The sequence below is a fragment of the Paenibacillus sp. J2R1T-4 genome (genome assembly GCF_059692235.1).
Genome location: NZ_JCAUBA010000003.1, coordinates 302,769 through 324,161 on the forward strand (window position 1 = coordinate 302,769; position 21,393 = coordinate 324,161).

The window sequence follows — 21,393 nt, forward strand, 5'->3', positions numbered from 1 at the left end:
CGACTGCTACACTAAACATCTTATTCCCGACCTTCCAGGTTATGTCCAAGTTAATGTAAAAACTTATTATCCTTGGACGAGTCGATCAAATGGGTTGAAATTCTCTAGTTTTGAGGTGAAAATCGGTCGGTCCATGTAGGTTTGGACAAGCGTAAAGCCTTGCACAGCAAGGGAACTCGCCTCCTCACTTCGACCTACTCCCATGGTCCCAAGCCTGTACACCGAACCACGGTTTGAATTTACCCAAATACCTAAGCTCGTACGGCAGGCTTATATCCTTCGGTCTGCGCACAAAGAACCGCCGCAGAACGAAAAGTCCCGGGCGGTATAGAATAATGTTTCTCGGCAAAGAAAATCGAGGTCAAAAGAAAACGACCGCCCCTTATTCAAGGAGCGGTCGTCTCGCTAGTCAGTCACACTGATCACTGACTCATTACAAAGTAATCTCTACACTATGCGTTGCCGCTGTTACGCTGTTAATAGTCAGCATTTTCGTTGTGGCGTTATACGCATATTGTCCGGAGGTTAAAGTCACCCCATCCAGCTTCACTGATGAAACGGACGGAGCGTACATCTGCGGAGACCCAGTACTTGTCAGTGTCACCGTTCCTGACCACACGGTTGCCGATGTCTTGCCGACAGCAATACCGCCGCCTGCAGGCATACTTACCAGCACCTGAGATCCATCAGACAATGCTGTGCCTGAAGCCGATGAATTCACTGCCGCATATCGTTCATAACCGCCAGCAGTAAGCTTGCGAGCCATGCACTGGGTAGCCGCACATGTAATCGATAGATTACTTGCTGTCGTTACTGCTGCGTTCGTCGGGTTGACGAACACTTGGTCAGACGCGCCTGTCAAAGTGATGACTAATCCTGTTGCCAGTCCGTTAGTAGCGGTATTCACTGTGTATGCTGAAGCTTTACTGATGACCGTACCCGCAGTCGTTAAGCGGATGTAGTCCAGCACACTGTTGTACCCGCTGCTGGAAGCATTTTTGCCTGTAGCTGTAATTTTCAAGGCATGCGTTCCTGCGGTAAGGGAGCGATTCAGATAGCTGCGTTCATCCGTATCCACGTAATCATCATACATATCGAGTCCGGTCCCCAATGTAACCCCATCCAACTCTACTTTCAAGATTCCGGAACCAGTCGTCTTGAGGAAACCGAGTCTCAGATCGTAGTTGCCGTTGGATGGAACGGTGAAGTTGTACGTAACATAAGAATTCACACTGCCGCCCGTATAAGTGACCGCTCTGTAAAATTTATTCATGGCGGCGGAGTTCGCACCGCCTGAGCTTGCTGCTGCAGGGAGCAACGTTTCTGCTTCGATGATGCCTTCCCTATGAACCTTAGGACGAATGAGCGTCACGAAGGATTCCGATGTTACGGTTGAGGAAGGCTTAATGCTGCCCCAAGTGCCATATTGCTCCGCGCCTGTATATTGCGTATATAATCTGGTGCTGCTGGTTGGACGAAGCAGCTGTACCGCTGCAGAAGCTTTGGCCTTCTCTATCAGGAACGATGTCGGAAGAGTCGTTCCTACTGTAAGAGGCGTGCCTCCCGAGCTGAATACGCCGCCTTTATCCGTGTGGAATAACATTTCCGGCGTACCCGCGGATGCCAATGCAACATTATCTACGATCAGATTATAGTCTGGCTTAACCGATATAATTCTTCGTTTCCACTGCGTTACATCCGGAGTAGTTGCATAAGAGGCAGTTGCATCGCCAATACCAAGCTCGAATACAGGCGAAGAGAAGTACCCTACTGTGCCGCCGCCCGTCTTGAGCGTCTGGCCTGCTCCATTCACTAACATAGCATTGTGACCAATCGTGCTTGTCGTCATTGCACTCTTCGCTGCTGTGGTGTTGTTGAAATATCCTGGATCCGTCAGCAACCATTCGCCACCTGCATTCAAGATAAAGCTGTTATCGTCCTGATGATTATGGCCATAATTGGAATCATCCGAGTAGAAGGCGAGCAATTGATCACTCTCTCCCCAACCCGTGCGGAAAGCCTGATAGCCAATATCCGAGAATTGGGCTGACTCGGGAAGCCCGGCAGTATCAGGATCCGTAAGAGCTCCAGAGTTATTCAAGTAGACGAATCGTCCCCAGTTAGCAGAATCCGAGAGCTGCTCCTTGGCATACCAACCTGCCAATCCATCTCCATTGTTAGCCAGGATAAGCGCTGGTAATCCTATATTGCCTGTCGTATCAGAATCGCTGAAATTCGCATTCCCTGTCCCTTGCGGGCCATTGAAATATACAAGCCACTTCGATAGACGATCTGAGACGAATGAATGATCAAAGGCATCATCCACGCCCGTTACTCTGCGGACAAAATCATCTGCCGCAAAAATACTGTTCAACCCTACACCCGTGTACAGAAATCCTTCGCTCTTCCCTGATGCTTCCAGCGTATCCAGATAATCCAGATGTATCTGATAAGCCTGATTCAGGTAGACATCATAAGAATCCCTTTCTCCAAGGCCGACTACGGCCGCTGCAGCCATTGAGCCGGATACAGCATAATAAATATTTTGATCGACGTACGTTAACAAATCCTTCTTCATGATCCGGATGCCCTTTTCATACATCGCATCAAGCAGCTTATCCCGCTCTGTCTGGGTCAGCATCCCATAGACCATATCGTAGACGGTAGCAACACCGCGGGTAATGTAGCTGGAGTCCAGACACGAGAACCCGCTTCCGCCTCCTAGGCAAGGATAAGCAGGGTCGCTCCAGACGTCCCAGTCGGCCAGGGCAAGCGCATAGTCCCTTGCTTTCTGTCCATAACTAACATCACCGGTTACGACATAAGCAAGCGCTAAAGTTTCGAGTCTCGTCTGAATCTGAGACCCTACAGCTGTCCAGAAAGGGTATTTACCCGATGGAGCAGACGGAGGATTCTCATGCGGAATCGGCATCACTGGCGGCAGTGGATAAGTGATTGTAATTCCATCAATATAATTTACGGAGAACGAGGATTCGGCCATGTAGATGTCCGCTTGCACTTCCACCTTACTCCAGATCGAAGCGTAAGATTCGCCGTATTGATTCGGTGAAGTATCTGTCGCTTTGGCTTGCAGAGCAGGCACATCGCTTGCTGTGAAATACAATCTAGGATGGCTTGTTACGATTGCGTTGAACGATGTGGCCGGAGCCGTGTATTTCTGCCTTACGGAAATATCGTCAAAATAGGCTGTACTCGTGCTGGCGACCGGTGTATACGCCATCACCACGAGATAATCCGTATTGGCAGGTGCTGTCCCGGTGACCGTGAGCTGCTCCCAGCTCCCTGTCGTGGTGCTGCCAATGAATTGCACACCCACTCTGGTATCCGATGCGTTCCCTACCGTACTTTGCCAAAATTCCAAGTATAACTGACCCGCACCAGACGTATTGCGAACCCACCCGGTTGCTTCATAAGTAGAACCAGCGGAAGCCGGCAGCTTTACCGATTTCATCCCGTAAGCAGCTGAGGTGCTGCTGTCCACAATTTTCAGGCTTTTCGTGCCGCTATGTGCATAGTCACTGCTAACCGAGTATGTTCCAGCCGCATAAGGAGTCCAATCAACAGGCTGATTCGAGCCATCAGCGCTCTCGAAGCCAGCATTGGACACATTGCCTACTTCGTCAATCCGCCTCATGAATATGGCATCGTAATAAGAAGCTCCTACATTCGTTTTGGGGGCATACATCATCACGCTAACCGTCGCTGTCCCGGCAGGAGCCTGCCCGCTTACTTTGATATACTCCCAGTTTCCGGTCGTTGTGGTCGATGCAAAGTTCACTCCAATTCGCGTGTTCGAGCTATCCCAGAACTCCAAATACACTTGACCGCTGCCAGACTCCGCGTATACCGACACGTAAGTTTCATACGTGGAATATGGATGTGCGGCGACTCGATCACTAACCATGCCATAGGCAGAAGAGCTCGAAGCATCATTAATTTTGAGACTCTTGGTGCCATCGATGCTTCTTACGGTTGAGATGGTCTGCTGCGTTCCCCATGTTCCGCTGAATACGGACCAGTTCGTTGGAGGCGAGCCAGACTCGAAGCTGTGGTTGTTAATGGTTACTTTAGCAGCGTCCCCCGCTCTGCTCACACTTGGAGCCCATAGAAGGGAAAGCAGGAGAGCCGTCGCCAGCAGCACAACTATTGCGAGTTTATACATGTTTTTTACTTGTACAACATTAGACATAAAAAAAACCTCCCACTTATAAATGAAGTGCTTAGGTCCATTCTGAATGTCTACTCTAGTTGTGAACTCTGTTACTGTGAATTTACTTGTTATCATTACCCTCCTTTCATAATAAAGCGTTTACATTTGCCTCCTCATTATATCACAAAATCAGGAAATGTCAGCAGGATCCTGCGTTATTATGGATTTTAATAAGTCCTCTCTTGTTGCGTGGGAGGGCAAGAAGATGAGCTCCAATCGCTTTTGAAATCATATTCCCTGAATTAAATTTTAGTTGTGAGAATACGATGTTCAAATGCGACCGCTGACGCTTTTCCACTTCACTTCTTGCCCTTTTCTGTTCAACATTGGGTGGGAATCTGTTAATCAAACTTTACTATAAAGCACGGTTTGACGGGGAGTCCGGGGGAGTAATCCCCCGTCTTACCCTACTCGAATTAAGGCAGATGCAGGTGCCGGCAATTCCGTCACACATCGGTCTGGCACACGATAAACTCGTTGCCGTCGGGATCGCTGAATACGAAGCAGCGGACGCCCATCCGGGTTTCCATACCGCGGGCGACGGTCGCTCCCTTGGCTTGCACATGAGCCAGAGCCGCATCCAGGTCAGGGGTCTCGATAATGCCGATAGGCTTGCCGGATTCGCAAAGCCGCTTGTCGTCGAAGAGCAGGTGCGCGCCCTTCTCCAACCGGATGCAGCGGAGCTCGGGGAATCTGGAGTCCGGCTCGGCGGTTCGCGCGACCAATGTTTCGTACCATTCCACGGTTTCATTCAACGTATCGGTATGGATCAGCACATGACCGATCTTCGACAGAAGCGCATGCGCCGGCTTCGATTTGGCCGTTTCCGGCATCCGGTGCGCCTGGCAAATCAGATTCGAATTGACGGTAAAGACGGAGATATACTCGTCGCTGAACACGTCGGTCAATGTGTCGTACCGCTGACCGGCGCAGAAATCGTAAGCGGAGGCGATATCCTTCGTATCGAACATGAGGGTGGACGGAGACCCCCAGGCATTGCTATCGAGGATAACCTCCGTACCGTCGAAGTCGAAGATGTATATGCCGTCTTCATGTTCTCTCGGGACAATATGCCGTTCGAGCAAATTGGCATACCATTCGGTTGCCAGCTTCAGATCGCGAACCGGTACGAACACGGACGGCACGCGAGGCGAGATCGGGTTAGACATGTTGAACTTCCTCCTTCAATTGGATATTGGGATTTTTGTCATCATGATCCGGCAATGACGGCTTCAATTCGCGCGATGCCTTCTTCTTCCGCATTCCATGCTGCCTGCAGCCCCTCCTGGATATCCCGCCACCGATTCGCGGGGCTGCCGCCGTAGCCGAACGGGAACCGCGGGTAGAGCCGCACGAACCACTTGCTTACTTGCTTGTAGCAATCGGCCGCCACCAGAAGCTGAGTCCTGCGATCTGCACTGCGGGATCTATCCGCCAGCAGTTCCAGGAAAGCTGCGGCTTGCTGGCGCGCCTCGGCCAGAATGGCGACCTGGTAAGCATGTCCGCTCAGATCGAGCGTGTTGCGCCGAGCTCCTTCCAGCCAGACACGATAACCGTCCAGACCGAAGACGTAGCCCTTGAGCGGCGGCTCCTTGCCCCGGGCATGATCGACGATCGCGCGAAGCACCGTATCCTCCGATGAAGGCGGCGACACCCTTCTTCGCAATCCGAAGACGAAGACCGGCCGTTCGTCGGTTTGGCGTCCTAACTGGTCATAACGATAAACCCACGTTTCCCCATTGTATCCCTTGTACCGGATCTCCTGCGAACGATCGTCGTACCCGTGGGCAAAGCCCATTTCGTTCCGCTCCATATTCCAAATAACGGCCGGAATCCCCCGATCGACCGATCCGTGGACGACCGAAAGCATTCGTACCTGCATGTCGGGCGTCATCGTCGTCTGCTGCGGTCTACCGACACAAACTCCGCTGAAGCCGAGCCGTTCGACGGTCCGGTAAGCCGCATAGCTCCAGTCGAACGTCAGTATGCCCCGCCAATCGCAATTTTCCGGCATATTGACGCGAAAAGCCTCCGCCGAAATTCCCATCAGTTCCGTATACGTGAAATTCGTAATATCGGCCGTGCCCAGCGCTTCGCCGATCATGGCCGAGATAAACGCATAAGGCCTCGGATAGGTCGGCGCCGGCAACAAACAACAGTTCGGGTGACCATGCGTTTCTCGTTCCAGCAAATAGGCGGCAATCTCTTCCCGAAACCGCTCGTCGTTCACTTTGAGCCGGGCTCTGGAGAGGATGTTGTAGATATTGCTTTTCTTCATATTGTAGCGGTCCGCTAGTTGTTCCGGCGTAGCTTCTTCACTGGCGGCGGCGTCCAGAACGTCCCGCGCCTGCTTGGACAGCTTGGCAAGCGAGCGGCGAACCAACTCGGCGCTGGCCTCCTGCTCTTGCCACTCACGGATCTCGTCGGACCAGCCGCGATTAGCGGGTCCCGCCTCGGGCATCTCCTCGATGACGGTCGTGCGCCGGCTGTCCCCTCCGCGGATCGAATTGATCGCCATCCGGCGGATCATCAGACGGAACCAGGCGGCGAATTTATGATCGTCCTTCAACTGGTGCAGCTTGTCTTTCATGCGGATGAACGCTTCCTGAACGATATCGTCGGCCGAGTAGGGATCGCGGACGACACTTTGCGCCCAGGACATCGCCGCCGCGCGGTACCGATTGAAAATCGTCTCATACGCCGCATGGTCGCCTTGTCGAATACGCGATAACAAGTCCTTCAAATCGAATGGGTGATCCACGATGCCTCCTTGTGACGGTGAAACTTGCTGCATTCCCACCCTATCAGGATAACTAGTTATTCGACAAATCACGCGGCGTTCCTGCCGGATTATTCCTGCACCTGATAGTGGAGGCAGACGACGCCGGATTTCGTCGTTTTGCTGTCGAGCAGTTTAAGGCGGAGCTTGTCGTCGATCCCCTTGAATAACGGCAAACCGCGGCCGACAACGACAGGCGACACCGTAATCTGATATTCGTCGATCAAGCCGAGCTGCATAAGACTGTGCCCTAACCCGGGGCTACCGAGGATCATGATGTCCTTGCCGGGCTGTTGTTTCAGTTTCATGATTTCTTCCGCCGCATTGTCTTTCACCAATCTGGAGTTGACCCAGTCTATGTTGTCCAAAGTGGAGGAGAACACGATTTTGGTCGTGCGATCCAACCACTTTGAATGTTCGACTTCGTGCGGCTTGGCCGTCGGATTCGAAGGCACGGTCGGCCAATAGTCCTTCATGATATGATACGTACCACGTCCCCACAAAATTGTGTCTACCGTACTCAGAAGGTTCTCGGCGTGTTTCGCCAAGTCGTCGTCATAGGAAATCCATTCGATGTCCATCGTTCCGTTCGGTCCTTCGACGATGCCGTCCAGCGATGCGTGCAGGAAGAGTACAACTTTTCTCATTGTTCATTTCTCCTTTGATGTGGTTTTTTCCTAATCGTAGGAACCCGCTAGGGAAGCCTTCGATAGGGATTCAACCTATAGACACAGGGGGACTTCATTTTCTATCACTGGCGTCTAAAATTTTTTTAAATTCCATTCAACATAACTCTTCGACCCTCTTTGGCGCTGCTAGATTCGGCAACGAGAGCCTTGTTGTTGGAAGTGAACTTCATCCAATGCCCATAAATCAAGATCGGTCTCCGCGGCCCATTGTTTCGTTTTTTTAAACTCCTCTTGGAGTTCAGGATTCGCACGGGCAATCTGGGGACGCGGTTTCCGCAAGCGGAACCCAAGCTGACGGAATAATCTCTGACATTGCCGAACGCCCAATTCGACTCCGAAGCTTTTTGAGATAAAAGCGTTCAGTGTTTTTCCGTCCCATAAGTTACCTGTCAATCTAACGTCAGAAGGTGAAGAACGAAGAACTTGACTAATTTGTTCGATTTGATTTTGCGTAAGTTTTCGTGGCCTTCCCGAGCTTCTGAAGAACGCCGTATTTCATCTTGTAAATTGAAGGAAAATGAACTAATTTGTCCTTTAACCGAGTCGCGGGGTGATTAGTTAACCCACCTGTTACTACTTAGGTCTCGATTGCTCGAATTCGTTGTCTAACTCCCACCTTACTCAAGCACAATATTACTATTTTTCCTTCTCCACTTCTGCGTATTGTGGCCAGTTTGGATTATAGTGGCAAGCCGTTTACAGATAAGCCATCTTACTACTGGCTATATGGGCCATTTCATCGCTCAGGAACTAATTAGCCAACCTGACTATCCCTTATTTCCTCATTGTTACCCGATTTTCCTCAGAATCAGGCCAATAACCAGTGGTAAAACAGGCTATCCGAGAAAAAACTGTCTTCTCCACACAAATAACCTATACTGGCAATGGCTATCGATCTCCACAAGACCTAAGTAGTAACACCCACCTTTACTAATTCCAAAGGTAGCCTAACTAATAGTAAAGGTGGGTTCACTATTTCGTTGATCCTCCCCTTGTAGGCTCCGATTAGTAAGGATTGGCTTACTATTAGTAAAGTTTGCTTCACTAATGCTAGCAGTAAATTGAATCCGAGTCCAAAACGTACTTACTACACTTTAAAAAGGGGGACCCTTGGTTCCACCCAAAAACTTAAAATTCTAAAGCGGATTTTCCGCTCTACAACAATCGTTTAACCTCTGAGTTCACTTCTAAAGCGGATTTTCCGCCCTACAGCAATCGTTCCACCCTCTGAGTCACTTCTAAAGCGGATTTTCCGCTCTACAACAATCGTTCCACCCCAGAAACCTATAAATTCACTATAACGTAAACAAAGACAGCGCCGCCAACAAGGCCGACACTGTCCGCTAATACTTGATATCCGCACTCCCTTGCGGGGAGCGACTTGATTCGTTTCTACATCCACTTGGACATAACCTGGTTTCAATCCACACTTCCATATGGAAGCGACAGTAACTGCCTTTACTTCAGAATAATCTTAATACCTGATGGGATATTATCCATCTCGATGTCAACTTTGTAATCACGAATCGAGCGTGCTGGCCCCTCCGATAACCGTTCGGTGCTAATACGTTCAAACAACTCATGTGCCGGCGCATTGCCAAGGCCCGACTCATGCTCGAACACGACCAACTTTCGGACTGTCATCATCCCTCGCGAAGCGGATCGGTCATGCTCGAACATATTACGGATGGCTTCCCACAGCAACTCCAGATCTGCTATTGTGAAGCCTGTCTTTCGGGCCAAATAAGCGGATATGAAGCCATCCATACGGTACAACGCATAAGGGATCGTATGCTTGCGGCCCATCTCTCGGTCCTTCTCTTCTCCTTCCTTCGTTACGGCCTGACGCGTAATCGTCACCTCTTGAGAGAAGATAGGCTCGATGCTGCGGGAGAACGTGAATTGGACGGGTCCTCTTACTTGACCGCAGTTGACTCTTGTATTCATAACCGCTCCGAATGTGCGGATATCATAGAAATTATCGCACATCCACTGGGTGAGCTCCTTCGCTTCCGCACGATCCTTAGGAGCCAATTCCGCTTTATCCGCTTCTGCCCCGCGTAAAGATCGATAGGCCATGCGATTCCTCTCGTTCAACACAGCTCCTTCGGTAACATAGATCTGATAGCCCTCTGATTGTTCTCTCGCGATTTCTACATAGTTGCGCACTTTCCGCTTCAAGCACACATCCGTTACGAGGCCATGGCCAGTCTCCGGATCGATTCGGGGCATATTGCCGGCGTCCGGATCACTGTTAGGGTTGCCGTCTTTCACATCATAGAAGAGGGAGAAGTCGAAGCGTCTATCCAGCACTTGTCGATGAGCTCCACTATCTGTCACTTGATAATCCTCCTTCCAGCCAGACTCTATCCCTTACTCCGCAACTTTTGCTTCCGCGGCCTTAGGACCGCCTGAGAAGAAATCTTGCTTCTGATGGTAATAGCCCAGCATGAATAACCCTTGCTGATTCATATCGAGCCGACTTGGAAATACATCTACTGGACCCAGAATCTCCTGGATCTCACGGTCCCGGAATTGTCCGTAATCCGCCTTCGAAATGTGATGCTGCGACAACTTCAATAGCAATGGGAATACGGCTGCAGGTGTGGCTGATGCGGCGGAGAAATAACGGTTCTTGATCGTAGTGTTCAGCTTGTTGTATCCTCCTGCTGCTTCCTGCTGTGTTCGCTCCAGAACGGCGAATAACCGACCTAGACGATAAGGCGAACTATTCGTGGACTTATTCAAGCTCACAGACAAAACCTCCTTCAGCGATTCAATATGATTCCTTCTGGCATAGCGGGACAAGTAAGCTTTTAACAGCGATGCGCGAATGGAACTGACATTTAGATCGGCTCGAATACGATTCATGATCGACACATATAGGGAATAAGGATATACCTTGCCTGTAACAATGGCAGCGAACAAGTCACCTGCAAGAGCTGGTGAAATACCGGACCCTGCCCTCTTGCCCTCTGGCCCAACCCGATTCGTCTCTGCCAGGATGCGATGAATCGATGGCAGCGGGAATTGGTGAGGCTGCGCGATAGCCATATCCGCTCTATGTTCCTCCAGCTTCTCCATTATGGTGCCGAAACCGCCCTCCCAGTGGAATCGGATGGAAAGACGCGCATTGTTCGGCGATAATCCGAGAATATGGAACGGAACGTCATCAAGTGGAAGCATATCCTCCTCGATCGGCACTCCTTTTTTATAACGGGTAAGCATTCTACGGATCTTGGTTGTCGGCGCTTGATGCTCCTCGGCTAACGGCTCAAGCGCGATAACTTCTTCGGTCCTTTGATCAGCCGTAATCCCTTCCAGGAACACACCTTCCGCAGCATTATACTCCGGTCCGCCGACACTCCAGAACACAACGGTCATATCCCCAATATCACGGATGCAATTGCGCTCGGAGGCAAGCAATGCATTAAGCGCGGTTGTATATCCAAAGGCTGCTTCCCGGCTAACCGGGGCATTATAGCTCTGTTCCTTGTTGTAAGAATCAAAGGATGGTTTATTGAAGGAGATGACCGCAGCACCGCTTGACTGAGCCCCTTTCACTCCGCGGATCTTATTATCATGAATGCGGGATATAGGAACATTCGATCGTCCTGTAACCAGACACTGCCCTAACACTCCCGACTGGCTATCCTCATGCTCCTGACTGAAAATCCACCGTTGCTGGATCGCCTCATTCTCATGGACAAACGTACTTTTACCCTCGATTCGGAACACACATACTTGATCCATCCCTGTGTCTAATGCAGCCAAATGGTCCTGAAGCATAGGCACTTTTCTCACTTCACTTCCATTCCACCGCTCAAAAAACAAGGAAACAGCCCGTGCCTCCTCATCCTCACACTCAGCTAGAATAGATAGGTGCAACTCCTGACTAAGAGCGAATTTGCGTCCAGCTTCCTGCCGCTTCGTTTCATTAGCGTAATACCCTAGTAAATACTCAACCTTGTCACATAAAAAATAAGGCTTTAGATTCGATTGTCTTGCCGATTGTTCAGGTACATGCAGGAGACGAGGAACCCATTTCTTTCCTTGCTTCTCTCTTAAATCATAGAGTCCAATGAACTCACCCTCTGCTGTGATCTCAAGTGCATAGAATACTTTGGCTAATGTGAAGTGAGGCTCACAAATAGGTGAATCAGGATCTTTTAACAGGTATTCATAGCGCTCGTACAGAGATTGGATAATCATGTTGTCGCCGCCTCATCGTCTGAGATCTGGAATTTCAACAATTCCGTTGCGCATGACTGCATGAAAAAACTGTGGTTTCATTTCATCCTTATAATCCAGATCCCACAGCATCCATCCCAGATCCTTGACCGGAATATGGTGATAATAGGATTGTGGATATATGTCTGCAGGCTCAATCAGAGCAAAGTTGGCAGCGAACTCTCTACAGCCCAAGTATGGACGGTGAAAAGTCTGTCCCATTCTGGCTCGTCGCAAAAACATGTTGATGTGTTTCTCAGGAGAGTCTGCTTCGCTTGCCTGGTCTGTCAGGACAAAATGAGCTTCTATAATATAAGCAACTTGCCTTAATAACAGCGTAGATCTCTGTTGCCTTTCTTCCGTAATAACTTGGGACAAAGGTCCCACTCCTGTCTTCATTGCCGCTTGAACGAGGCGTGTCGATATTTTGTTCTCTAGTTCGTTCCTCCTGATCGTATCGAAGCGAATTTCGTTCAGAATATGAATTCGATCTATGACCCATCGGATAGCCGGCTTCCAATGAATGGATTCCAACAAACCCCTTGCAGCAGAAGGCGTCATAACATCATAACTGACTCGTTCGACTTTCATCTCAGGCCGTGTGAAGCACGCATAATCGCCCCACACCTTCAATCTGATGCCAAATCCCATAGGGCCTCCTTGATCAAAAGGACCATGCTCGTTGTTCTACTAGTTAAATATGCCTGCATCCTTCGAATGATACCTTTTGGAAAAAAAGTGTTTTATCACACATTTTCTCTAGTTAATTCGGTGGATACGAAATGAATCCTGCTTTATTTTCAATTTTCAATAAATTTTCATGATTACAAACATTTTTGGCAAAATTTATACATTTTTCGACAAAATAATGGTTTAGAAATCTCCCACCATCCATTCCACATATGCGTTTTATCAATTAGACTAAGGGTAGTAAAATGTCACCGCTCCCGAGTAGCCTCCAGAGCCCCATCGTTCTTTAGAACGAGTCTGAAGCAGCACGTAAATTGATAATAGGAGTCTGTAAGGTGAAACCAATACTGGTTGTCGAGGATGAATTCGCCATATCGCTAGTACTGAAAGCGTATCTGGAGAAAGCCCGCTATACTGTGCTGCAAGCCTTCACTTATGAAGAAGCGTTGGACAAATGGCAGAAACATATGCCTGCGCTCGTCCTGCTTGACGTTATGCTACCCGATGGAAGCGGCTGGGACCTGCTGAAGCTAATTCGGGGGAGGAGCGCTTGTCCTGTTATCATGTTAACGGCACTTGGTGATATGCACAGCAAGCTGGATGGACTTAATCAGGGCGCCGATGATTATATTCTGAAACCGTTCGTGGTGGAAGAGGTTCTGGCGCGAGTGAATACAGTGCTTCGCCGCAGCTCTCATTTATTCGAACAAGACAGCGCTCTATTCCTCGGCAGTCTCAAGATCGATTTCAAAGCCCATCAAGTATACATGCATGGCATTCCTCTTAAACTGGCTCCCAAAGATCTGGCACTCTTCCTGTATCTCGCTGAACATCCGAACCAGACCTTGACCCGGGAGCAGCTGATTGAACGAATCTGGGGATTTGACTACGAAGGCAGTGATCGTGCAGTAGACCTCGCCATCAAACGAATCCGGCAAGCTTTGAAGGATTGGCCATCCGAGGAAGGCGATATCTTGACTTTACGGGGAGTGGGGTATCAAATCCGTGTTCAAACCTAAGAACCACCCTCATAATTTACTGCGTTACTGGACACCTCGTTATTTTCTCACCTTGCTCATCGGATTGATTCTGGTTGGTGCCGTCTCCTCTTATTGGATCCGTTATTCTACGGAAGAGCATCAGGTGGACTTATTAAAGATGATGGTGGAGGAAGCGAACAGCTTCGTTGAAGCCAATGGGAACCTCCCTCAGAACAACGAAGGTGCCTTATATCACCGTTTTCTGGACGATCAGAGGATCAGGCATAGTCTGGATTCCACACCGATGGTCTATTTCGTTGACAACAAAGGCAGACCCGTCTACGGCAGACCTGGTAATCCCCCGCTAGAGCTCCATAGAGTATTTCAGACCTATGCAGGCCTCCATAACCCCGAGCTGCAGATGGAATCGATTGTTATCCGCCAGGACGAGCATTATCGGTTAATGATCAAGACGCTTAACGTCGGCGCGGAGCTGGTCGGCCACGTCTATTATATGACTGAGGAAGAGAAGCTAACGAGTAACAAGAGCGCCATTAAGCTCATGCTCGTTATGCTGGGCTGCTCTACACTGCTCGGTTGGGCCGTTATTTATATGCTAGCGCGGCGATTAGTCCGACCGGTTCAGGAGGTAGCAGAAGCTGCCAAACAGATCGTCGCCGGTAATTATGAGGTGAATTGGAAAACGCCGGTTAATGGCCGTGAGGTGCAGGAGCTTCTGCATTCTTTTCAGGAAATGGCATCGCGGCTTAGTCAGTTGGAAAGCTTGCGGAATCAGCTGCTGGCCGGAGTGACTCACGAGCTGAAGACACCTGTGACCTCAATTAGCGCTCTCGTTCAAGCCGTCAATGATGGCGTAGTAACCGGTGAGAATGCCAAGAATTTTATGGAGATTTGCCTCAAGGAATGTGTACGCCTGCAAAAAATGATTGAGGACCTGCTGGATTTCAACTCCTTTGCTGCATCGGCTTTTCATGTTGTAAAAGAACATACGAACATGAATGAGCTGATCGAAGAAATTGCCAAGTTGGGGAGACTGGCTAGTGCGCAAAGCGATAATTCCGTTAACATCGAAATCCACGCTCCAATAGCACCTGTATTTATCACAACGGATGCATCCCGTCTGCAGCAGGTTCTGATGAATCTCGTCAACAATTCCAAAGCTGCTATTACTGGGAGCGGAGGACGGATAGAACTATCCTTGTACGAGGATCATCAATGTCTTTCTATTGAAGTTAAGGATAATGGAAGCGGCATTCCTGCAGATGAACAGCCATATATATTCGAGCGCTTCTTCAGGGGAGCGGATAAGCAGAGGAATGTCCGCGGGATGGGCCTTGGCCTGCCACTCAGTCTAATGATTGTAAGATCTCTCGGCGGGGATCTGAGGCTGAAGGAAAGCTCTCCTGCAGGATGCACATTTATTGTAACATTGCCCCGCAATTGAGCTGTTGCTGTATTGGTTCAACGGAGCCTTCGACTTCTTCTCGACACATTCCGGGACTACAATAGGAAGCGTAATTGGTATGTGTTTCCATTTCCGAATACCGGTCAATGATATCAAAGGAGTCGATCCCATGAAAGCTTTATTACTGGCAGCCATACTGGTTGCCGGCATCTCCCTGACAGGCTGCGCGGCTAGCCAAGAACAAAAGGCTTCCTCAACTGCTGGGCAATCAACTACACCAACGCAATCTACATCCAGCACAACCTCATCTTCTGCCTCATCGAATACGGAGCAAGCGAGCTTCACCCAAGGTCTAGCCAAGACCACGAACTCGGAGCTGTTGAATTGTAAAGGCGGCCGAACGGCTGCGCTTGGTGAGATAACATCCGAGGACGGACTCAAGTGGATTGTCCCCTCCGATGTGAATATGAAGATAAGCGGTGCTTCCGATCTAGCCAATTCATGCAAAAATGTGAATCTTGCCAATATCGCGGCCGTTGATCTTAAGAAAGTTCCGATTATCGAGATTGATCCGGACGGCCAACTGATTACCGGTTATATATTTGCCGACAACTACTTCGAGCTCTACATAAACGGAAAACCCGTCGCGAGGGATGCGGTTCCTTTCACCCCTTTCAACTCCCATGTTGTACAATTCAAAGCTTCCTATCCGATAACTTATGCGATTAAAGCAGTGGACTGGGAAGAGAACTTGGGGCTCGGCACGGAGGATAACAAAGGGAATGCTTACCACCCTGGAGATGCTGGGATTGTTGCGGTGTTCAGCGATGGAACGGTTACGAATGGCAGTTGGAAAGCACAAAATTTCTATATTTCTCCTCTCACGAACAAAAGTGATTTGGTTGTAGAAGAGAAAGAGGGAAAGATCGTACGTTCTACAACGAAAGCTTCTCTTAAGCCCTCCTGCGGCAAAAAATGTTATGCGGCTCACTTTAAGGTCCCCGACAGCTGGTATGCCAAAAACTTCGATGATTCCAAATGGCCAAGCGCTGCTGTATTCAAGACGGAAAATGTTGGGGTTGATAACAAGCCGGAATATACGAATTATAAATCCGAGTTCAGCAAAGGCTCTTTCATCTGGACGAATAATCTAGTTCTGGATAATGAGATCATTCTTCGCCATACGGTAGAGAAAGCGCCTAAGTAAGGAGAGACGGCTGATCCTCGGATCAGCCGTCTTTTACCTCAAAAGGCCGTGTCTTTTCCTATATTAATGCTTACACTTCCCGACTCAATGTCCCGGCAATGTAACGAACCCCTTTGTCCTCGTTGAAATAATAGTAAGTGACCAGAATGTCTCCATTGTCCAACTGTACGGAGGTGGGATAGCCGATATCGAACCCAAGCCCGTCATCGCGCAGGATCACTTCTTCGGCTTCCGCGATGTTGCTGCAATCGCTGTCGAGTACATACGCTCGGATGCCGCTTCCCGGCATATTCCGATAGCCGTAAGTTAACAGCACTTTGCCGCTCTGAAGCCGAAGGGCATGGAACGGGCTGGGAGAATATATCTTGTGTTCCGTCAAGTTGACCCATGTTCTCCCCTCGTCGTAAGACTCGCAGGTAAACAGCGGATATTTCTCCCGCTCGTCAGCGACTTCCGCGAGTTTCATCGAGCGAATAAAAGCAACCAGCTTGCCCGATGCAGTTCGGTACAGGTTCGGCTCCTGGAACAGGCAATCCTTGGACGCAGCCAGTACAGAACGCGTTTCCCATGTTCGCCCCTTGTCCTTCGTCTCGGCAACCAGCGCTTGCCCGTGGTCCTGCGGATGAACATACATCGGCAGCAGGATCGTTCCGTCGTCCAGCTCGACGATATTCCCGCGTACACACTTTCCCTGATCCACAATTCGAATCGGATCGTCCCACGTTGAGCCCCCATCGTTCGAGCGGATGGAGTAAACGCCGCCACTCCTTCTGTACCACCGATCGTACACTTTGCGCTCGCCCGGAATCGGATCCGGCACATCGGCTTCCTCGAACACTTTCCAAGTAAAGTACGTGCAGAAGATCGAACCATCCTTCAGCAAGTTAATGCACGGATCCTGGATGCCGTAATAGAAATCGTCATATAGCGTAGTTGTTTTCGCATCCCAGGTCTCTCCGTTATCGCGGGATGTCACGTACACGGCTTTCGAAGCGGGATCACAATGGGTCACTTTGCCGTATCTGTGCTGCCAATCGGGAGCTTGGCGAAAGGCAACGAGCACTTCACCATTGTCCTTCTTGATCACGCTGGGGAAAGAATTGAAGTTCTCGTCCTTGTAGATGACTATATCCTTTATTTTCTGCAATCTTGTCATTGAATCCCCACCAATTCTGATTATTTTGCTTCCCTCGGCCTACAATTGAAACGACACAAACTTCATTTCCGTCATTTCTTCTGTGGAATATTTGATGCCTTCTTTGCCCATGCCGCTATTTTTGACGCCACCATACGGCATGTGGTCAACGCGGAAGGACGGGATATCATTCACGATGACGCCGCCGACCTCGAGCCGCTCAACCGCGTCAAACGCGCGGGCGATCAATGTAGTGTAAACGCCAGCTTGCAGCCCGTAGTCGGAGCGATTGACCATTGCGATTGCATCATCCCATGTATCGTAGGGCTCCACGACGACGATGGGGCCGAACGCCTCTTTACACGAAACGGACAACGTTTCGCTCGTCCCGGTGAGAATCGTCGGTTCCAAAATGGTGCCCTGCGCCCTGCCGCCGCATACGATGCGGGAGCCGTTCAGCTTCGCTTCTTCCAGCCAACTGGCGATACGCGCCGTTTCCGCAGGCTGGATCAGAGCCGATACGTCAGTCGCAGCGTCTAGCGGATCGCCAAGCCTAAGATCGGCCGTCTTCTCCTTCATAGCCGACAAGAACGGCTCATAAAGCTGACGTCGCACATAAATGCGCTGCACAGAAATGCATACCTGCCCGGCGAAGTTGAACGAACCTTCCACACAGCGAGCCGCGACGGCAGACAAATTGTCAGTGCTGTCAATGATGACGCCGGCATTCGAGCCGAGTTCCAGCGTAACTCGTTTAAGCCCGGCTCTCGTCTTAATACCGATTCCAACCTCAACGCTGCCGGTGAATGTGACCATTTTGACCCGTTCGTCCGTAACCAGTTGATTGCCAATGGCGCCGCCTTTGCCGGTCACGACATTAAGCGCACCCTTCGGTAGTCCCGCTTCCTCAAAAAACTTGGCTATGATCAACGCGCTCAAAGGAGTCTGGTATGCCGGCTTGAGCACGACTGTATTCCCAGCGGCAAACGCTGGTCCGAGCTTATGCGCAACCAAATTGTAAGCGAAATTGAAAGGTGTGATAGCAGCAATTACGCCGAGCGGCTCCCGCTTCGTGTAGCCGAACCGGCCTTTGCCGTTTTGGGCGGCATCCATTGGGACGGTTTCCCCGTGAAGCCGCTTCGCTTCTTCGGCAGCGAACTTATACGTCTCGGCGGTGCGCTGCAGCTCGGCTATTGCCGCTTTCAGAGGTTTGGCATTCTCACGGGCGGCGATTTGCGCACACAGCTCGATGTTCTCCTCTACCAGTTGCGACACCCGCTCCAGTATGCGCGAACGTTCGAGCGCGGTAAGTTTGCGCATCGTGACCGCAGCTTTCTGTGCCGCCTGCAGCGCCTGCTCGACATCGTTTGGTTGCGCCAACGGAATACGTGCAATCAGGTGCCCGTCATAGGGGCTTCGCAGCTCGTAATGCTCTGCCCCATCCACCCAGCTCCCGCCTATAAACAGCTTGTCGGGGACGCCGCTCCAAGTGACTTCATTACCATTTATCGCTACTACCCCTGTGCCAGTTTTAAATGTATGCTGATCGCTGTTTCCTGTTGTTTTTGACGTTTCCATAGACGGCTCCTCCTTTTAAAATCCCGTATATGCTTTACAGTAAATTTGTAAAATCTTCTGTTCGGTCAATCGGTACGGCGTATTCGACAGCAGCCGATCAATCTTGGAAGCTTGATGCGCCATTTCCGGCAACGAAGCTTCGTCCACGCCGAGCTCACGCAGTGTAGACGGCAGATCTAGTATACCGAGCAGCCGATACAAATAGGCGACAACGGCTGTTGGCGCTTCATGCGGTCTGGACGTATAATCACCCAATTGCAAATAATTCGCCACATCGGCAAACGCTTCGACACACGTCGATGCAGTCACATCAAACACGTAAGGCATCAATAACGCATTGGCTACTCCGTGCTCGATATGGTATTTGCCGCCGAGCGGATATGCCAGCGCATGTACAGCACCGACTCCAGCATTGCCGAGCGCGATACCGGCCAGCAAGCTGACCATGCTCATACCGACGCGCCCCTCGACGTTGCGGCCGAAATGAACCGCCTTGGCGATATTTGGCGCGAACAGCTTCATCGCTTGCTCAGCGTACATCTTGGTTAGCGGCGTTGCCCTCACTGCCAAGTACGCTTCGATCGCATGCGTAAAGGCATCCACGCCAGAAGCGGCCGTTACCCTTGGCGGGCACGACAACGTAAGCAGCGGATCGACGATAGCCGCATCGGGAAGCAGCGCGTGGCTCACAATGCCTCTTTTCACTTCGTTTGCTTCGTCGCCGAAGATGGCATTGTATGTGACTTCCGATCCGGTTCCCGACGTGGTCGGCAGCACGATGCAAGGAACAGTGCGTTGTGGAATGAGCGCAGTGCCTGCCATATAAGGCTGCGGATCGTCTTTGTCCATCAGCGCGGCGGTGGCCTTCGCCACGTCCATCGCGCTTCCTCCGCCGAGACCGATGATCAAATCACATTTAGCGTCCCGCATGAACCGGATCGTGTCCGTAAGCATCGAAAATGTCGGCTCTCCGGCAATTTCCGTGTATGTAGTGACTCTGTATTGTGCCTCCTCCAGCATCATGACGATCTGTTTGACGATACCGGTCTTTTCCAGGCCTTTATCACTAATCAATCCGATATGCGAGGGATTAAATAGCTTCAATTCGGGAACGAGTGTCTGCAGCGACTGTGTGCCGAAACGAAGTACTTTGGGTAGACGAATTTCGCTCATTTGACCGGGTAATATCATCGTTATCGCTCCTTTATTTATGTGTCTTGCGTACAGAGGCTCCCGTCTTACTTGTCCGCAATTCCCGTTCTTATCATCGTCGGGCGTGGACCGGTCGTTTTACGGAGGATCAATTGTGGGGCGAGAATGATGTTGCGTTCCTCTTCGTCCGATGTTTGGTTCTCGATGGCGGCAAGCAGACGATCGAGGGCCAATTCGGCCATTTTCGTCTTTTGCGCCGATATAGTGGTCAATCCGATATATGGATTTTCCGCCATGTCGATGTTGTCGTATCCGACGACGGATACGTCTTCCGGAATACGCAAGCCGGAGCGCGAAGCGGCATCCATCACTGCGATTGCCATCTGATCGGTGGTCGCGAACACGGCGGTCGGCCGTTCCTCGCTACTCAGCAATTGTCCGGTGTATTCCAGCACGTCTCCATAAGTGTAAGGACCGTTGTAGATCAGACGCGGATCGTGCTGAAACCCGAATTCGTTCAGGCCGGCAATATATCCGAGATATCGTTTGTAAAACGTCGAGAAATTGAACGGTCCCGCAATAAAAGCCGCCTTCTTATGTCCGAGCTCCGCCAAATGCCGCATCACCGCATAGCCACCGTATTCGTTATCTGCCTCCACGGAAGGTACGCTGCCATTCTGCAGGTTACGGTTGTACAAGACGATTGGCATGCCTTTTGTGTAAAGCTCCTTCACCTGCTCGTCGAACCGGGTAACCGAAGCGACAATAATCCCATCGACCCGCTTAGAAACCAACGTACGCAAGCATCTAGCGAATATTGTCTCATCGTAGTCAGTATCGAGCATAATAATCTCGTAATCCCGCTCCTGCGCTTTGCGGATGATGCATTTGGCCGTTTCCGAGTAAAACGGATTCGATAAATCACCGACAATCAAGCCAATCGTGCTCGTCTTGCTTTTTACCAAGCTTCGGGCTACCGAATCGGGAGTGAATTGCAGCTCTTCGATCGCTTTTAACACCTTCTCCTTCGTTGCTGGGTGAATATGGGGATGGTTGTTGAGCACCCGAGAGACTGTCGGCTGTGATACGCCTGCTTTGCGGGCAACGTCAATAACGGTCGGCTTGTTTTTCATGATGGCTTCCTCCTTGCGTCTAGCTTGTGAATACGTATTCAGTCGAGGATTTAAAAACGAATTCGTTCATCGAACCTCGACGTTCGAATTCGCATCCCACAAGGGTTATATCTGCTTCCCGCCTGGGTATATTGACAACTAATCCTATAGCTCATAGGCTCAG

General features: G+C 50.3%; 15 protein-coding genes. 3 read left to right on the plus strand and 12 right to left on the minus strand.

Going from position 1 to position 21,393, the window contains the following annotated elements; translation table 11 throughout:
• Window positions 1-433: 433 nt before the first annotated feature.
• The 8 genes from AC58QD_RS08165 to cas5c all read right to left on the minus strand — a co-directional run bounded on the left by AC58QD_RS08165 (window position 434) and on the right by cas5c (window position 12,580).
• Window positions 434-4,210: a heparinase II/III domain-containing protein gene (locus tag AC58QD_RS08165; protein WP_497331891.1), complete on the minus strand. Its 3,777-nt coding sequence runs from the start codon at window positions 4,208-4,210 to the stop codon at window positions 434-436.
• A 467-nt stretch (window positions 4,211-4,677) separates the two neighbouring features.
• Entirely contained in the window at window positions 4,678-5,400 is a 723-nt protein-coding gene (locus AC58QD_RS08170) for a VOC family protein (RefSeq protein ID WP_497331893.1), read from the minus strand.
• Window positions 5,401-5,441: 41 nt separating this feature from the next.
• A complete protein-coding gene (locus AC58QD_RS08175; RefSeq protein ID WP_497331895.1) occupies window positions 5,442-6,992 on the minus strand; it encodes an RNA polymerase sigma factor in 1,551 nt (516 codons plus the stop codon).
• Window positions 6,993-7,081: 89 nt separating this feature from the next.
• Entirely contained in the window at window positions 7,082-7,657 is a 576-nt protein-coding gene (locus AC58QD_RS08180; RefSeq protein ID WP_497331897.1) for a dihydrofolate reductase family protein, read from the minus strand.
• A gap of 168 nt (window positions 7,658-7,825) precedes the next feature.
• Window positions 7,826-8,092, minus strand: a complete 267-nt coding sequence (locus tag AC58QD_RS08185; RefSeq protein WP_497331899.1) for a winged helix-turn-helix domain-containing protein — start codon at window positions 8,090-8,092, stop codon at window positions 7,826-7,828.
• A gap of 1,065 nt (window positions 8,093-9,157) precedes the next feature.
• Window positions 9,158-10,039 carry a type I-C CRISPR-associated protein Cas7/Csd2 gene (gene cas7c, locus AC58QD_RS08190; RefSeq protein WP_497331901.1) on the minus strand — a complete coding sequence of 294 codons (882 nt, stop codon included), beginning with the start codon at window positions 10,037-10,039 and terminating at the stop codon, window positions 9,158-9,160.
• A gap of 33 nt (window positions 10,040-10,072) precedes the next feature.
• A complete protein-coding gene (cas8c, locus tag AC58QD_RS08195; protein ID WP_497331903.1) occupies window positions 10,073-11,911 on the minus strand; it encodes a type I-C CRISPR-associated protein Cas8c/Csd1 in 1,839 nt (612 codons plus the stop codon).
• A 12-nt stretch (window positions 11,912-11,923) separates the two neighbouring features.
• Window positions 11,924-12,580, minus strand: a complete 657-nt coding sequence (cas5c, locus tag AC58QD_RS08200) for a type I-C CRISPR-associated protein Cas5c (protein ID WP_497331905.1) — start codon at window positions 12,578-12,580, stop codon at window positions 11,924-11,926.
• Between the two features lie 374 nt (window positions 12,581-12,954).
• Between cas5c and AC58QD_RS08205 the strand changes: the two genes are divergently transcribed.
• The 3 genes from AC58QD_RS08205 (at window position 12,955) to AC58QD_RS08215 (ending at window position 16,232) form a co-directional block, all read left to right on the plus strand.
• Window positions 12,955-13,638 (plus strand): response regulator transcription factor, encoded by a 684-nt coding sequence (locus AC58QD_RS08205; protein WP_497331907.1) that lies wholly within the window; start codon window positions 12,955-12,957, stop codon window positions 13,636-13,638.
• Complete coding sequence (locus AC58QD_RS08210) at window positions 13,625-15,064, plus strand: HAMP domain-containing sensor histidine kinase (RefSeq protein ID WP_497331909.1); 1,440 nt, start codon at window positions 13,625-13,627, stop codon at window positions 15,062-15,064. The genes AC58QD_RS08205 and AC58QD_RS08210 overlap by 14 nt, the downstream gene beginning before the upstream one ends.
• Window positions 15,065-15,194: 130 nt before the next feature.
• On the plus strand, window positions 15,195-16,232 hold the full coding sequence (locus AC58QD_RS08215; RefSeq protein WP_497331911.1) for a hypothetical protein: 1,038 nt from the start codon (window positions 15,195-15,197) through the stop codon (window positions 16,230-16,232).
• Between the two features lie 70 nt (window positions 16,233-16,302).
• On the opposite strand, the gene AC58QD_RS08220 is transcribed toward AC58QD_RS08215, so the two are convergent.
• The 4 genes from AC58QD_RS08220 to AC58QD_RS08235 are packed head-to-tail and all read right to left on the minus strand — an operon-like array spanning window position 16,303 to window position 21,230.
• Window positions 16,303-17,388 carry a sialidase family protein gene (locus AC58QD_RS08220; RefSeq protein ID WP_497331913.1) on the minus strand — a complete coding sequence of 362 codons (1,086 nt, stop codon included), beginning with the start codon at window positions 17,386-17,388 and terminating at the stop codon, window positions 16,303-16,305.
• A gap of 39 nt (window positions 17,389-17,427) precedes the next feature.
• A complete protein-coding gene (locus AC58QD_RS08225; protein ID WP_497331915.1) occupies window positions 17,428-18,945 on the minus strand; it encodes an aldehyde dehydrogenase family protein in 1,518 nt (505 codons plus the stop codon).
• Between the two features lie 15 nt (window positions 18,946-18,960).
• Complete coding sequence (locus tag AC58QD_RS08230) at window positions 18,961-20,136, minus strand: iron-containing alcohol dehydrogenase (RefSeq protein WP_497331917.1); 1,176 nt, start codon at window positions 20,134-20,136, stop codon at window positions 18,961-18,963.
• A 47-nt stretch (window positions 20,137-20,183) separates the two neighbouring features.
• Window positions 20,184-21,230 carry a LacI family DNA-binding transcriptional regulator gene (locus tag AC58QD_RS08235; RefSeq protein ID WP_497331919.1) on the minus strand — a complete coding sequence of 349 codons (1,047 nt, stop codon included), beginning with the start codon at window positions 21,228-21,230 and terminating at the stop codon, window positions 20,184-20,186.
• Window positions 21,231-21,393: the final 163 nt, after the last annotated feature.